Raw genomic sequence first — 14,207 nt, 5'->3', positions numbered from 1 at the left:
CGGGGCTGTCTGGATCGTTCTTTTACAGGTGGGCCGGAATTTCGCTGCGGGTGGGCCTTGACGGCAGCCCCGTGATGAAAGACATGATGTGCGTATTGATGCCGTCATTTCCTTAGCCAGCCTGTTTGAGAATGAATCCCGTTATGAGCCGTCCTTCAGATACAAATTCTGTCCGTCAAAGTTTTCTTGAATTTTTTGGTGCGCGGGGGCATCAGCCGGTGCCATCCGCGCCACTGGTGCCCAATAACGACCCGACCTGCTTTTTACCAATGCCGGGATGGTGCCTTTCAAGAATGTGTTCACCGGTGCGGAAACACGCGATTATAGCCGGGCGGTTTCATCGCAAAAATGTTTGCGGGCGGGCGGCAAGCATAATGATCTCGATAATGTGGGCTATACGGCGCGGCATCACACTTTTTTCGAGATGTTGGGGAATTTTTCCTTCGGGGATTATTTCAAGGATCAGGCCATTGGCTTTGCATGGGATCTGGTAACCGGCACCTTCGGCCTTGATCGTGATCGTTTGCTGGTCACCGTTTATCATGATGATGATGAAGCCTTCGATCTTTGGCGGAAAATCGCCGGCCTTCCGGAAGAGCGAATCATCCGCATCGCTACGTCGGACAATTTCTGGTCCATGGGCGATACTGGGCCCTGTGGGCCATGCTCCGAGATTTTCTTTGATCATGGGGCGGATATTCCGGGTGGCCCGCCGGGCAGCCCTGATGAAGATGGCGACCGCTTTATCGAAATCTGGAATCTGGTGTTCATGCAATTTGAACAGCCGGGCGATGGAACCCGCCATGCGCTGCCCAAACCCTCTATCGATACGGGCATGGGCCTGGAGCGTATCGCAGCCGTTCTGCAAGGCGTGCATGATAATTATGATATCGACCTGTTTAAAAAGCTGATTGCCGCTTCGGTCGATCTTACGGGGGTGAAAGCCGAAGGCAAAGAACGGGCATCGCATCGGGTTATTGCTGACCATTTACGCGCCATGAGCTTTTTGATTGCCGATGGTGTTTTGCCGTCCAATGAAGGGCGTGGCTATGTGCTGCGGCGGATCATGCGCCGGGCCATGCGCCATGCCCATATGCTGGGAACCCGTGCGCCTTTGATGCACCGTTTGGTGCCCGCACTGGTGGATGAAATGGGCACAGCATTTGGCGAACTGCGGCGGGCTCAGCCTTTGATCACTGAAACCTTGAAGCTCGAGGAGGAGCGTTTCCGGTCCATGCTGGAGCGTGGCTTGCGGCTATTGGACGAAGAGGTGGGGAAATTGTCCCCCTCCCAGGCTTTGCCCGGCGATGTGGCATTCCGCCTTTATGACACCTTTGGCTTTCCCCTTGATTTGACGCAAGATGCGTTGCGCGAAGACGGGCGCGTGGTGGATAGTGCGGGCTTTGAAACGGCCATGGCTGAACAGCGTGCGAAGGCGCGGGCTGCCTGGTCCGGCTCTGGGCAGAAGTCCACGGAAAAACTGTGGTTCGACCTGCGCGACGAAGCGGGCGGAACGGAATTTTTGGGCTATAGCGCACTTGATGCCGAAGGCAAAACACTGGCGCTGGTGAAAGATGGCGAACGGATTGACGGCGTTGATGCAGGCGCCGTTGTGCAACTGGTGGTCAATCAAACGCCCTTTTATGCGGAGTCCGGTGGTCAGGCAGGTGACCGGGGCACCGTCTCCGGTGACAACGGGTTTGAAGGCAAGGTTTTAGACACGCGAAAGCAGATCGGCGCTCTTTGGGTCCATGAGCTTGAGGTGACCGCAGGCAGCCTGCGTGTTGGTGATGTGGTGCATTTGCATGTGGATGCCGACCGGCGCAATCGTATTCGCGCCAATCATTCCGCCACCCATTTGCTGCATGCCGCCTTACGCAAGCATTTGGGACCACATGTGGCGCAAAAAGGATCGTTGGTCAGCGATGACCGGCTGCGGTTCGATTTCACCCATCCCAAAGCCCTTGATGCTGACGATCTTGCACAGATTGAAGCGCAGGTGAATGCGCTTATTCGGCAAAATGGCGATGTTTCCACCCGGCTGATGTCCTATGACGATGCCTTGGAAGCGGGGGCTGTGGCTTTGTTCGGCGAAAAATATGGCGATGAGGTGCGTGTGCTGTCCATGGGCAATGACACGCAGGATGATGCCGCATATTCCGTGGAATTATGCGGCGGCACCCATGTGCATCGTTTGGGCGATATCGCGCTGTTCAAGATCGTTTCCGAAGGCGCTGTGGCCTCCGGGGTGCGGCGGATCGAGGCCCTGACCGGCGAGGCCGCCCGGCGTTATCTTTTGGATGAAGAGGCTCTTTTGCGTTCGGCTGCGGCACAGTTGAAAGTGGCACCAGCCGATTTGCCCGAACGGGTTTCCCAATTGGCGGATCAGGTGAAAAAGCTGGAGCGTGCGTTGTCGGACGCTAAAAAGGCGCTGGCTTTGGGGGGCGGCACGGCCAAGGGCGCGGATACCGAAACATTGGGGGATGTGGTGTTCCTTGGGCAGGTTCTGGATGGGGTGAACCCCAAGGATCTGCGGGGGCTGGCTGATGATGCCAAGAAAAAACTGGGCAGCGGTGTGACAGCTTTTGTGGCGGTGAATGACGGCAAGGCCGCAGTTCTGGTTGGCGTAACCGATGATCTTACCGATCAGCTAAGCGCGGTCGAGCTGGTGAAGGTTGCTGCAAAGGCTTTGGGCGGAAAAGGTGGTGGCGGTCGGGCCGATATGGCCCAGGCCGGTGGACCGGATGGGGCAAAGGCTGAAACGGCCCTTGAACATATCCGTGAGATGATTTTACGCGTGAACGCGCCTGCCGAATAATTGGTTTGGCGGCTGGAGACATGGTCATGAAAAAGGCGACACTGGCGGGCGGCTGCTTCTGGTGCACAGAAGCGGTGTTCAAGGATCTGATTGGCGTAGAGGGTGTGCAGCCCGGCTTTATGGGTGGGCATGTGGAACGGCCCAGCTATCAAGAAGTGTGTGCGGGCGGTACCGGGCATGCGGAGGTGGCGCATTTTTCCTATGATCCGGCATTGATCAGCTTTTCCGATATTCTGGATGTATTTTTCACCATGCATGACCCCACCCAGATCAATCGCCAAGGCAATGATGTGGGCGAACATTATCGCTCCGCTGTGTTCTTCTATGATGCGGAACAAGAACGCGATGCTCTTGCCGCCGCCAAACGTGCCGCCGATATCTGGGACGGGACCGTGGTGACACAGATTGTTCCCGCCGGGCCTTTTTGGGCAGCGGAAAATTATCATGTGGATTATTTCGCCAACAATCCGGACCAACCCTATTGCGCAGCAGTGGTGGCCCCGAAAGTGGTCAAAGCACGCAAAATGTGGGCGTCCAAAATGAAACCAAAGCGCTAAGGAAACGCCCCTATTGCGGGGCCGGGCCGGATGCGGGCATCGGAGATGGTTCTCCGGTGCTATCCGGCGTTGTTCCGGTACTTTTCGGTTCTTTGCCTTGATCTTGTGATTGGGTAGAGGCGCGGGCCAGCATATCGCGCAATGTACGCGCCGCCTTGGTGATTTGCTCTATCATGCGGCGCATTTGGCTCAAATCGTTTAGCAAAAGATCCAATTTTGCAATGTCGATGGTGCGGTTGCTTCCTGATATTAAAAGGGCCGATTTGGCCGCCGCATAGTCCCCTTGAAAACGGCTTAGGGCCTGATCTAGCTCTTGAGGGTCAAAAACTGCCTTTTCTGCACTTAACGAGACGCAGTAATGCCCGGATTGCAGGACGGTCCGCAAAGCCATTTTTGCATGGGGATCTTCCAAATTATCCAAAAGAACCCGCAATTGGCTGGCACTGGGGGTTAAATTAGCCGTTTCCGCCAGATAGCGGATGGTGCGCAAGACCAAAGGAAACTCCAGTGCCGATGCTCTGGACATGCTGCCGGTGCTGATCTCGATGGTATAATAGGAAATATTGTCGCCAAGGGTGGTCACGGCATGGGCCATCCCCACGAGCCCTGCCGGCTTTTGAGCGCCGGGCGTGAAGGCGGCAAGAGCAAGCTTTGCTGTCAATATGTGCATGCGTGTGACTTCTTGATAAAGGGCATCAAGTGCCAGAACCGGCATGGAAATCAGCGTGTTGTCCAAATATTTTGGGCGCGACACATCATCTTCTGCGGTTTTGAAAAATCGATCGAGGAACCGCGCTATCTGGTTTGTGAAGGGCAAAAGCACGATGATCCCCAGCAAATTGAAAAGGCTGTGGAACAATGCCAAAGTTGCGGCGGTACTTTCCCCCAGACCTAAAAGGTCCCCTGCATGACGCACCATCAAAATAAGCAAGGGCAGGATCGCCAGTGCTAAAATAGCCGTGATACCGTTAAAGACAATATGTCCGGCGGCAACACGCCGCGCGGCAGAGGTGGCACCAAAGCTGGCAAGAAATGCAGTGCTGGTGGTGCCCAGATTTGCGCCGATAATGGCCGCCGCAGCAACAGGCAAAGACAGCGCCCCCTGACTGGCAGCGGTGATGATCAAGGCGATGGAGGCGCTGGATGATTGGGTGATGGCCGTGATCGCAAATCCGATGCCCAGCATGATTGCGATGCCGCGCACATCTCCTGAGCCAAAGGCGGCCAGATCAAGCTGGCTGCCAAAGCCTGTGAAGCTGTCTTTCAAAATGGACAGGCCAAGAAAAAACAGGCCAAAGCCGATCAAAGCGGTGCCAAGGCCCTGAAATCTGCTGCGCCCGGCCAGCATGCGAAAAGCCGTCCCCAAGGCCACAAGAGGCAAGGCAAGGGCTTCGATCCTGAAATCAAAGCCGGTGAGACTGACCAACCAGCCGGTCATGGTGGTACCCAAATTCGCCCCGAAAACAATGCTCAGGGCTTGCGGCATTGCCAGAATACCAGCATTGACAAAGCCGATGGTCGCAACGGTCACGGCACTGGAAGATTGTACGATGGCGGTAATCATTGCTCCCAAGGACGCCCCGCGCAGGTTCGAGTGGGTACCTTCTTTGAGCATGTTGCGCAATCCGGTGCCAGCCATGGCCTTTAGCCCATCGGTCAGCATGGTCATGGCGAGCAAGAACAGCCCCAGTCCGCCCAATGTTTCTAATGTCAATATCATCATGAGGCTGTCCTTTACGCCGGATTATGGAACAGCTGTTACGGCCTGTGAAAGCGATAACCGGGCCAAGCAATCAGGGCGCAGGAAGATTATGATTCACCGATAGTCCGGATTTTCGAAATCAAAGCGGCAACCGGCTTCCCATTTGGAGCGCTGATTGCCATGAGCCGGAATACCGCCCGCATCTTTCAGCATCCGCGCCAGATGGAGCAGATTCCATGTCATGAAGGTGGTGTTGCGGTTGGTGAAATCATTGTCCGGCCCGTGTGAGCCTTTGTCCAGATAAGATGGTCCGGGGCCCGCTTCGCCAATCCATCCGGCATCGGCCTGTGGCGGGATTGTGTAGCCAAGATGTTGCAATGAATAGAGAATATTCATGGCACAATGTTTGATGCCATCTTCATTGCCGGTAATCAAACATCCCCCAACCCGGCCATAATAGGCATATTGCCCTTGCTCATTCAATTCGCCGGAAAAGCCATAAAGCCGTTCGATGCTGTGGGCGCAAACGCTGGATTTATCGCCCAGCCAGATAGGTGAACAGAGCACCAGAATATCGGCAGCCATAACCTTGTCTTGAATGGCGGGCCAATCGTCGCGATCAAATCCGTGTTCACGCATATCGGGATAAACGCCGGGGGCCAGATGATAATCCACCGGCCGCAAGATCTCGGTCTTTACCCCTTGCGCTTCCATGATGTGCTGGGACACATGGATCAGCCCCTCGGTATGGGAGGTGTTGGGGCTAGTCTTTAGCGTACAGTTCAAAAACAGCGCATGAAGGTCGGAATAGGTTGGGTTTGGCACAAGCATCTCCTGAAGGTTGCTCTTCAATAAATGCTCTGGTGCCAGGAAAGTTCCCGTCAATAAGGTTTTTGTGCGTCAAACTTAATAGTTATCCTTCCAATCCATAACCCTTCTTGGGAATGAGCACAGAACGCTCGAATTCGCACACGATGGTGCCATTCTGGTTTTTACCCCGTGTTTTCACCGTGACAATCCCCTGACCGGGGCGTGATTTGGATTCGCGACATTCCAACACTTCGCTTTCCGCATAAAGGGTATCTCCCACGAACACCGGGGCTGTCATGCGGATTTCTTTCCAGCCCAAATTGGCAATGGCCTTTTGCGATACATCCGAAACGCTCATGCCCAACAAAAGGGAAACGGTGAGAGAGGACACCACCAAGGGCCGTTTGAATTCAGTTTTGCTGGCATATTCGGCATCGAAATGCAGCGGGTGGGTGTTCATGGTGAGCAAAGAAAACCACGTATTGTCACTTTCGGTGATGGTGCGTCCGGGGCGGTGTTCGTAAATATCGCCTACATGGAATTCATCAAACCAACGGCCGAAACTTTCCCGATACCGATGCTCGCCAACCGTTTCATGTGTTTGCACCATGGACTTTCTCCCACTTTGACATAAGACAATCAGCCTAGCGCTCTTGTTGCAGTGCGGCAAGGCGGCTTTTTGCGGGGGCTTTGCCTTGATCCAGAGGGCAGGCAAAAGCAGTTCTGGAAAAATTGCCCTTATTCGTTAGGCTCCGATCCTTGACCTGTACCATCAGGTGATCGACCAATGAGGCGCCAACAGGACGCATGAAAAGGAACGGTTATGGCGATAACAAGCGGGGGGCCATTAAGTCATCTCAGGGTTCTGGATCTGTCGCGGGTATTGGCAGGGCCATGGGCGGGCCAGATATTGGGCGATCTGGGAGCCGATGTAATCAAGGTGGAACGCCCCGGCACTGGCGATGACACCCGCGCCTGGGGCCCGCCTTATTTGAAAGATGCGGACGGTGTGGACCAAGAAGCGGCCTATTATCTGGGGGCCAATCGCAATAAGCGCTCCATTGCCGTGGATTTGTCACATGCGGAGGGGCAAAAGATCATTCGCAAGCTGGCGGCCCAAAGCGATGTGGTGATCGAGAATTTCAAGGTGGGTGGACTGGCGAAATACGGGCTGGATTATCCCAGTCTCTCGAAGGACCATCCGGGCCTGATTTACTGCTCGATCACCGGGTTTGGCCAAGACGGGCCCAGTGCAAAACAGGCAGGCTATGATTTTATCGTGCAGGGGCTTTCGGGGCTGATGAGCATCACCGGCGAGGCCGGTGGACCGCCCATAAAGGTGGGAACCGCGGTGGCCGATCTCACCACCGCCATGTATGGGGTCATCGGGATTTTGGCCGCTTTGAGCCACCGGGAAAAAACCGGTGAGGGGCAATATGTGGATATGGCCTTGCTGGATACGCAAATGAGCTGGCTGGCCAATCAGAATATGAACTATCTGATCGGTGGCGAAAGCCCCAAACGCATTGGCAATGCGCATCTCAATATCGTTCCCTATCAGGATTTTGAAACGCAAGATGGTCATGTGATCGTCTGTGTGGGCAATGATCGTCAGTTCCAGCGTTTTTGTGAAGCGATCGGAGCGCCGGAGCTGGCGCGAAACCGCAGTTATGAAACCAATGCCTTAAGGGTGCGCCATCGGGATGTTCTGGTGCCTGCCATCGCAGCCAGGATGCGGCTTCACACAACGGCCCACTGGCTTGAAATATTAAGCCATGTGAATATTCCACATGGCCCCATCAATTCTGTGGGGGAAGCCTTTGCAGATCCGCAGGCCATCCATCGGGGAATGCGGGTGGATATGGATCACCCTTTGGGCGTTTCTGTTCCCACTGTGGCCAATCCCATCCATCTGTCGAAAACCCCCGTCAGCTATCGCCGTCCCCCGCCATTATTGGGGGAGCATGGCGATGAAATCCTTGATGAATTGGGAATAGATCCAGAAGATAGAGCGCGTTTGAAAGACAGTGGCGCCATAGGATAAGGGCAGCATATGCAGTTCGAGAAGAAAGTCGTCTGGATTACCGGGGCATCATCGGGCATTGGCGAGGCTTTGGCCAAGGTTTTGGCCAAGCGCGGAGCACGGCTTATCTTGTCGGCACGGCGGGAAGATGAACTGAACCGCGTGCGGACCGAGATCATCAAGGCGGGCGGGGACGGGGACCAATATGTGGTGCTGCCTTTTGATGCCCTGGATGAAGCGGCTCTGGATGATGTGGTGGCCCGCGCCAAGGATGCTTTCGGGCATATTGATTTGCTGGTGAATAATGCGGGGATCAGCCAGCGCTCTATGGCTGTGGATACCGATATGGCGGTTTATCGCAAGGTTATGGAGCTGGATTTTTTCGCGCCTATTGCGCTAACGCAAAAGGTGCTGCCCATCATGCTGGCGCAAGGTAGCGGGCATGTGGCGGTAACCGCTTCGGTGGCGGGCAAGATCGGCGTTCAATTGCGGACCGGCTATTGTGCTGCCAAACATGCGGTGATGGGCTATTTCGATGCGCTTCGGGCTGAACTGGCTGCCGAGAATATCGCCGTGACCACCATCGTGCCGGGCTTCATCCAGACCAATATTTCAAAATACGCCTTGAAAGGGGATGCGACCCCTTTTGGCCGCCAGACGGAATCGATTGCAGGGGGCATGGACGTTATGGCTGCCGCTGAGGTGATCGCGCGGGGATTTGAACGCGGCAAGCCGGAGATTTCGGTGGGGAAGGGCCGCGAGATGCAGGCTTTGTGGCTCAAGCGTCTCGCGCCCCATTTGCTGTTTAAGATGATGGCATCCGTACGCGCTGAATAGCGCCCGTCTTTTGCCGCCGGATTCTAGCGCGGAGCCATGCGCAATGCCCCGTCGAGCCGGATGGTTTCGCCATTCAGCATGGGGTTTTGCACAATCTGTTCCGCAAGCAGGGCATATTCCGAAGGATCGCCCAAGCGGGCCGGGTGGGGCACTGATTTGCCAAGGCTGATGCGTGCATCTTCTGGCAAACCCATCAGCAAGGGGGTGAGAAACAGCCCCGGTGCAATGGTGGTGCAACGGATCTGTTTGTCCGCCAAATCGCGGGCCACGGGCAATGTCAGCCCGGCAATGCCGCCTTTCGATGCGGCATAGGCCACTTGTCCGATTTGACCGTCGAAGGCGGCGATGGAGGCAGTATTGATGATAACGCCCCGTTCTTCCCCCATAAGCTCGGCGGAGATCATGCGGGCGGCCACAAGCCGGATGCAGTTGAAGGTGCCGATCAGATTGACCTCGATCACCTTTTTGAAGCTATCCAGCGGATGCGGTTCGCCGCGGCTGACGGTTTTGGCTGCCGCGCCAATGCCTGCGCAATTGACCAGAATGCGCGCCGTACCATGGGCGTTTTGTGCCATATCGAGAGCCGCACTGACGGAGGCTTCATCCGTTACATCCACCTGCGCATAAAGCCCGCCGATTTCTGCGGCCAAAGCGGCCCCTTTTTCAGCATTCAGATCGAAAATAGCGATCTTTGCACCTTTGGCGGCGAAATGGCGGCTGGTGGCACCACCCAAACCGGATGCCCCTCCTGTAACGATGACGGCTGTATCCTTGAGCTGCATAGGAGCCTCTTTGCTATGGAATTTGATTGCCTTGCTCAATGCCACTTCTGGCGCATGGGATCAAGCCAGCAGCCATCAATCGGCAAAGGGGGCCGGGGGCTGGGCCGGGGTGGCTTGTGTTTTCTCTATGGCCTCGCGCCGCGCAAGCTGGGCTTCGCGTCTGGCGATATAAAGGGTGGAGCCAACGATCAACAAGGCTCCCACGGCGGTCCAGATATCGGGCTTTCGCCAAATATCACATAGCCGACAGCGGCGGCAGACAGCAGCCGGATATATTCAAAGGGGGCAACGAAACTGGCATCTGCGGCTTGATAGGCGCGGATGAAGCTGCTTTGGGAGGCCAAACCGATCAGGCCCAGAGCAACCAGCGCGATCCATTGCTCTGACGTAGGTGGAACCCAAAACACAATGGCCGGACCGGTAAGCAAAATCAGAACCGCAAGGTTGCCGTAAAAAATAATGGTGTTGGGATGATCGCTGGCGGCCAGTTGCTTTACCAGAATCACACCGACAGCCATGGTAAAGGCCACGCCAAGTGCCGCCAATGCGGTCAACATTTCACCTTGGGCCAAGGCAACACCGGTGGGGTTGAGCATCACCAGCACACCGGCAAAACCGATCAGGGTGGCGATGGTGCGCCGCAAGCGCATGGCTTCCCCCAAAAACATCACCGCCAAAAGGGCAATGAACAAGGGTTTGGAAAAGGAAATGGCGGTGACATACACCAAGGGTAGGCGTGTCAGCGTCCAGAAACCGACCACATTGACGATCACCAATGTCGAGGAACGGGCCAGCAAAAGCCCCACATTGCCGGGGTGAAACACCCGACGGCTTTGTCGCAACATGAAGGGTAAAATCGCGGCTACCAGAAAGACCGACCGAATGGCGGCGATCTGGGACACCGGCATGGTTTGGCCCATATCTTTGACAATGGCCCCCATCATCGTCACCAAAAGGGCCGCTGCAAACATCCACCATACGGCACGTACCCGGCCCGGCAAAAGATTGAAGCGAGAAATGGCGTGCATGCCTTGGGGTTCTTTTATTGGTGATATGGGTGGGGCCGTCCCTGCCCCTGCTGGGAGAGGGCATTGCCTTGGGCATTTCCATCAAAGCGGTATTTAGTCACTATCGCCCGGAAGAAAAAGCACAAGAAACGCCACGCCGGTCATAATGATGGCATGGCGCACAAGCATAAGCAAAGCGCATATAAAATGTCGGGCGATCACCGGTTCAAAGTGATCTGCCACAAACTGGACTTAGTGCGCCACAGGTTCCGCACCCAAATCCGCTGCCCACATCTTCTCGAGATTGTAGAAGCTGCGGACTTCCGGACGGAACAGATGGACAATCACATCGCCGGCATCGATCAACACCCAATCGGCTTGCGGCAACCCCTCAACACGGGCATGGCCAAGGCCTTGCTCGCGCAGTGTGCGCACAATGTGATCGGCAAGCGCGGCAACCTGACGGCCAGACCGTCCATTTGCTACGACCATATGATCGGCGATGCTGGATTTGCCCGATAACGGGATCGAGACGATCTCTTCCGCTTTATTATCATCGAGCGTGGCGAGAACCGTTTCCAAAAGCTTACCGGATACCGCCGGCATGGATTTGGATGTGACGCTGGGCGTCGGTTCACTGGCGTGCAAACCTTACTCCTTTGGTTTCACAGCCACAGAAAACGGCGAATTCGCGATTTGCGCTTCACGGATTTCAGTGGCAGACGCAGGGTGTCTGCGAAGGGGAATGAAAACCCAAGCCGGTGCTGTTTTGGTTGCAAGCGCTTTCGCAGCTTGAACGGACAGGCGGCTATGACGAAATCGGGTTGCCATTTTCCCCGTCAGACCTCTTAAAGAATAGTGATTACGGTCGAAAACCGCAAGCGGTACGGAGGCCACAATATCGGTCCAGCGGTTCCAATGCGGAAATTGCTGGAGATTATCGGCCCCCATCAGCCAGATAAGGCGGCTGTTGGGCAATAAACTTTTAAGTCGTTCAAGCGTGTTGGCTGTGTAGGTTGTGCCAAGGCGTTGCTCGATATCGCTCACATGGATTCGCGGATGGCGCACCAGTGATCTGGCATAGCGCAACCGATCTTGAAGTGGCGCCATGTCTTTGCTGCTTTTTAAAGGGTTTTGCGGTGAAACAAGCCACCAGACATGATCCAGGCCCAAGCGCTTTATGGCTTCGAGGCTGATATGAAGATGCCCTTCATGGGCGGGGTTGAAAGAGCCGCCAAGCAAGCCGATCCGCTGGCCGCGCCACAAATCCATCCCCGGTAATTGCGGAAAGCAACGGAGGGCGGGCGGCGTTGACCGCCCTTGGAGCGGTGGCTTGGATGTACGAACTGTCGGCCCCGTCATGGGCATCAGTCGTCTCCCAAAGGCGACCAGTTATCGGTTGCAGTTTGCGGTTCAGTATCCGGTGTTTCCATTTTTTCCGGATCTACGGAGTGTGGATCGCGTACCGCATCGATACGGGCCAAAAGCTGCGACAGAAGATCGGTCACACCTTCGCCACTGGCGCTGGACAGCATGGTAACCGGCTTTTGGGCGACAGCTTCCAAAGCGGCGCGTTTTTCTTCGCGGGCCTCATCGGTAAGGGCATCGCATTTGCTGAGCGCAAGAATTTCAGACTTTTCAGCCAGACCATTGCCATAAGCTTCCAGCTCGGCCCGGATGGTCTGGTAATCTTCGGCAGCGGTTTCTGACGTGCTATCCACCAGATGAAGCAACACGCCGCAGCGTTCCACATGGCCCAAAAAGCGATCACCAAGCCCAAGGCCTTCGCTGGCGCCTTCGATCAGGCCGGGGATGTCGGCCAGTACAAATTCCCGATCATTCAGGCCGACAACGCCAAGCTGTGGTGCCAAAGTGGTGAAAGGATAATCGGCAATTTTCGGTTTGGCGCGGGTGGTGGCCGCCAAAAAGGTGGATTTTCCGGCATTGGGAAGCCCGACGAGCCCCGCATCGGCCAACAGCTTCAACCGCAGAATGACTTCAAGTTCTTCCGCTTCGCCGCCTTTGGTGATCCGCCGGGGTGCCTGGTTGGTGGAGGATTTGAAATGAGTGTTTCCCAAGCCGCCCTGACCGCCGCGTGCCAACAGGATGCGGTCGCCCAAATTTTTCAGATCGGCGATCATGAACGCCCCGTCGCCATCGAAAATCTGTGTGCCTACGGGCACGCTTAGTACAATATCCTTGCCGGAGGCGCCGGTCATGTTTTTGCCCATACCATGTTCGCCGCGCTGTGCCTTGATATGGGGCTGATAACGATAATCGATCAGGGTGTTGAGGCCTTCCACAGCTTCCACGATCACATGCCCGCCGCGTCCGCCGTCACCGCCATCGGGGCCGCCGAATTCCACATATTTCTCCCGACGGAACGACATACAACCATGTCCACCGGCGCCGGAAAGAACGTGAATTTTTACCTGATCGAGAAACTTCATCGTCCAATTCTTTCAACGAAAAAAGGGAATGGTATTCCATCCCCTTTTTGCATGTTTTCCATCGAAGCCGTTACGCCAAATGACGCAGGTTTCGTTATTTTTGTGCGGCAGGAGCCACATTCACAAGGGTTTTTCCGCGGGTTTTGCGGAAAACTACTTCGCCTTCAACAATGGCGAAAATGGTGTAATCCTTGCCAAGGCCAACGCCGGTGCCGGGATGCCATTTTGTGCCGCGCTGACGCACGATGATATTGCCGGGGACCACATGCTGGCCACCAAATTTCTTCACACCAAGGCGTTTGCCAATGGTATCGCGACCGTTGCGGGAGGAACCGCCAGCTTTTTTATGTGCCATTTTGTCTTACTCCTAAGGGCTGCAGGCCTTATTCGGCCTTCTTGGGGGCTGCTTTCTTGGCGGCAGGCTTTTTGGCCTCCGACTTTGATGCGCCCGTTGACGCAGCCTTTTTAGCGGACCCTGCGCCGATGGCCTTCACACGCAGAACGGTCAGATCCTGCCGATGGCCGCGCTTGCGGCGATAGTTGTGGCGGCGCTTTTTCTTGAACACGATGACCTTGTCACCGCGACCTTGTTCAATGATCTCAGCGGTCACGACCGTCCCTTCAAGGGTGGGCGTTCCGACTTTGAGATCCTTGCCATCACCAAGCATCAACACATGGTCAAGGGTGATGGTATCGCCGGCCGAGCCCTCAAGGCGTTCGATGATGACAACGTCACCTTCCGACACCTTGTATTGCTTGCCGCCGGTTTTCACGACTGCGAACATAATCATTCTCTCATCTTGTACGCCGCAAATCACCGGGCGAGCTGTTCCCGAAACCGGGTCTCGCGCTTGGAGGTCGATGTCCGCAGGCTGTTACCGAATAGCTTTTGATAAAGCACAATAGCCGCGAGCCAAGCCCAACGGGAATGTCTCACGGTTGGGCGTGTGTATCCATCGGGGGGCGCAATGTCAAGAATTGTTGGGAGCCCACGATGCTTTCCGATGGGGGCGGAGGCAAAAAATTCCGATAAAAAGAGTTTTATTTCAAAAACCCGATCTATTTAAGTGGAATATGTTTCCTTTTATGGCCTAGACTTCATTTATATGTCGTTTTTTTGAATTAAGAGATTGTGCGTTGCACAAATATGTAATATGTCCGGTTGTTTCAGTTACACGTTAAGATAGGTAAAACCCGATGGCAATCTTGTCGAAAATCGGG

The 14,207-nt window shown here is 55.3% G+C and carries 13 protein-coding genes and 1 pseudogene; 4 read left to right on the top strand and 10 right to left on the bottom strand.

Annotated features, from left to right (window positions below; translation table 11 throughout):
- Positions 1-143: 143 nt before the first annotated feature.
- Together alaS and msrA are read left to right on the top strand one after the other, a co-directional pair.
- Positions 144-2,818 (top strand): annotated as a pseudogene (gene alaS / locus JCM17844_RS09285) (alanine--tRNA ligase).
- Positions 2,819-2,844: 26 nt separating this feature from the next.
- Positions 2,845-3,375, top strand: a complete 531-nt coding sequence (msrA, locus tag JCM17844_RS09280; protein WP_210431710.1) for a peptide-methionine (S)-S-oxide reductase MsrA — start codon at positions 2,845-2,847, stop codon at positions 3,373-3,375.
- 10 nt (positions 3,376-3,385) lie between these two features.
- Here the strand turns inward: msrA and JCM17844_RS09275 are convergent, their stop codons facing one another.
- The 3 genes from JCM17844_RS09275 to JCM17844_RS09265 form a co-directional block, all read right to left on the bottom strand.
- Positions 3,386-5,098 (bottom strand): Na/Pi cotransporter family protein, encoded by a 1,713-nt coding sequence (locus tag JCM17844_RS09275; RefSeq protein ID WP_150000703.1) that lies wholly within the window; start codon positions 5,096-5,098, stop codon positions 3,386-3,388.
- 93 nt (positions 5,099-5,191) lie between these two features.
- Positions 5,192-5,902, bottom strand: a complete 711-nt coding sequence (locus JCM17844_RS09270; RefSeq protein WP_210431709.1) for a flavodoxin family protein — start codon at positions 5,900-5,902, stop codon at positions 5,192-5,194.
- A gap of 88 nt (positions 5,903-5,990) precedes the next feature.
- Positions 5,991-6,497: a MaoC family dehydratase gene (locus tag JCM17844_RS09265; protein WP_150000701.1), complete on the bottom strand. Its 507-nt coding sequence runs from the start codon at positions 6,495-6,497 to the stop codon at positions 5,991-5,993.
- A gap of 213 nt (positions 6,498-6,710) precedes the next feature.
- Between JCM17844_RS09265 and JCM17844_RS09260 the strand changes: the two genes are divergently transcribed.
- Complete coding sequence (locus tag JCM17844_RS09260) at positions 6,711-7,931, top strand: CaiB/BaiF CoA transferase family protein (protein ID WP_150000700.1); 1,221 nt, start codon at positions 6,711-6,713, stop codon at positions 7,929-7,931.
- A 9-nt stretch (positions 7,932-7,940) separates the two neighbouring features.
- Entirely contained in the window at positions 7,941-8,747 is an 807-nt protein-coding gene (locus tag JCM17844_RS09255) for an SDR family oxidoreductase (protein ID WP_150000699.1), read from the top strand.
- A 23-nt stretch (positions 8,748-8,770) separates the two neighbouring features.
- On the opposite strand, the gene JCM17844_RS09250 is transcribed toward JCM17844_RS09255, so the two are convergent.
- The 7 genes from JCM17844_RS09250 to rplU all read right to left on the bottom strand — a co-directional run bounded on the left by JCM17844_RS09250 (position 8,771) and on the right by rplU (position 13,777).
- Positions 8,771-9,529 carry an SDR family NAD(P)-dependent oxidoreductase gene (locus JCM17844_RS09250; protein WP_150000698.1) on the bottom strand — a complete coding sequence of 253 codons (759 nt, stop codon included), beginning with the start codon at positions 9,527-9,529 and terminating at the stop codon, positions 8,771-8,773.
- Positions 9,530-9,717: 188 nt separating this feature from the next.
- On the bottom strand, positions 9,718-10,557 hold the full coding sequence (locus tag JCM17844_RS09245) for a DMT family transporter (RefSeq protein WP_150000697.1): 840 nt from the start codon (positions 10,555-10,557) through the stop codon (positions 9,718-9,720).
- Between the two features lie 231 nt (positions 10,558-10,788).
- Positions 10,789-11,142 (bottom strand): ribosome silencing factor, encoded by a 354-nt coding sequence (rsfS, locus tag JCM17844_RS09240; protein WP_150000798.1) that lies wholly within the window; start codon positions 11,140-11,142, stop codon positions 10,789-10,791.
- Between the two features lie 45 nt (positions 11,143-11,187).
- The gene (locus tag JCM17844_RS09235) at positions 11,188-11,904 is read right to left on the bottom strand and encodes a nicotinate-nucleotide adenylyltransferase (RefSeq protein WP_210431708.1); all 717 of its coding nucleotides are present in this window, start codon (positions 11,902-11,904) and stop codon (positions 11,188-11,190) included.
- Positions 11,904-12,986 (bottom strand): GTPase ObgE, encoded by a 1,083-nt coding sequence (gene obgE / locus JCM17844_RS09230; RefSeq protein ID WP_150000696.1) that lies wholly within the window; start codon positions 12,984-12,986, stop codon positions 11,904-11,906. Before obgE ends, JCM17844_RS09235 begins: the two co-directional genes overlap by 1 nt.
- Before the next feature lie 94 nt (positions 12,987-13,080).
- Positions 13,081-13,341 (bottom strand): 50S ribosomal protein L27, encoded by a 261-nt coding sequence (gene rpmA / locus JCM17844_RS09225; RefSeq protein ID WP_150000695.1) that lies wholly within the window; start codon positions 13,339-13,341, stop codon positions 13,081-13,083.
- A gap of 28 nt (positions 13,342-13,369) precedes the next feature.
- Entirely contained in the window at positions 13,370-13,777 is a 408-nt protein-coding gene (rplU, locus tag JCM17844_RS09220; protein WP_371864754.1) for a 50S ribosomal protein L21, read from the bottom strand.
- Positions 13,778-14,207 lie beyond the last annotated feature (430 nt).

Source organism: Iodidimonas gelatinilytica (assembly GCF_008579125.1).
GTDB lineage: Bacteria > Pseudomonadota > Alphaproteobacteria > Sphingomonadales > Rhodothalassiaceae > Iodidimonas > Iodidimonas muriae.
This window is presented reverse-complemented; position numbering and strand designations above follow the sequence as displayed.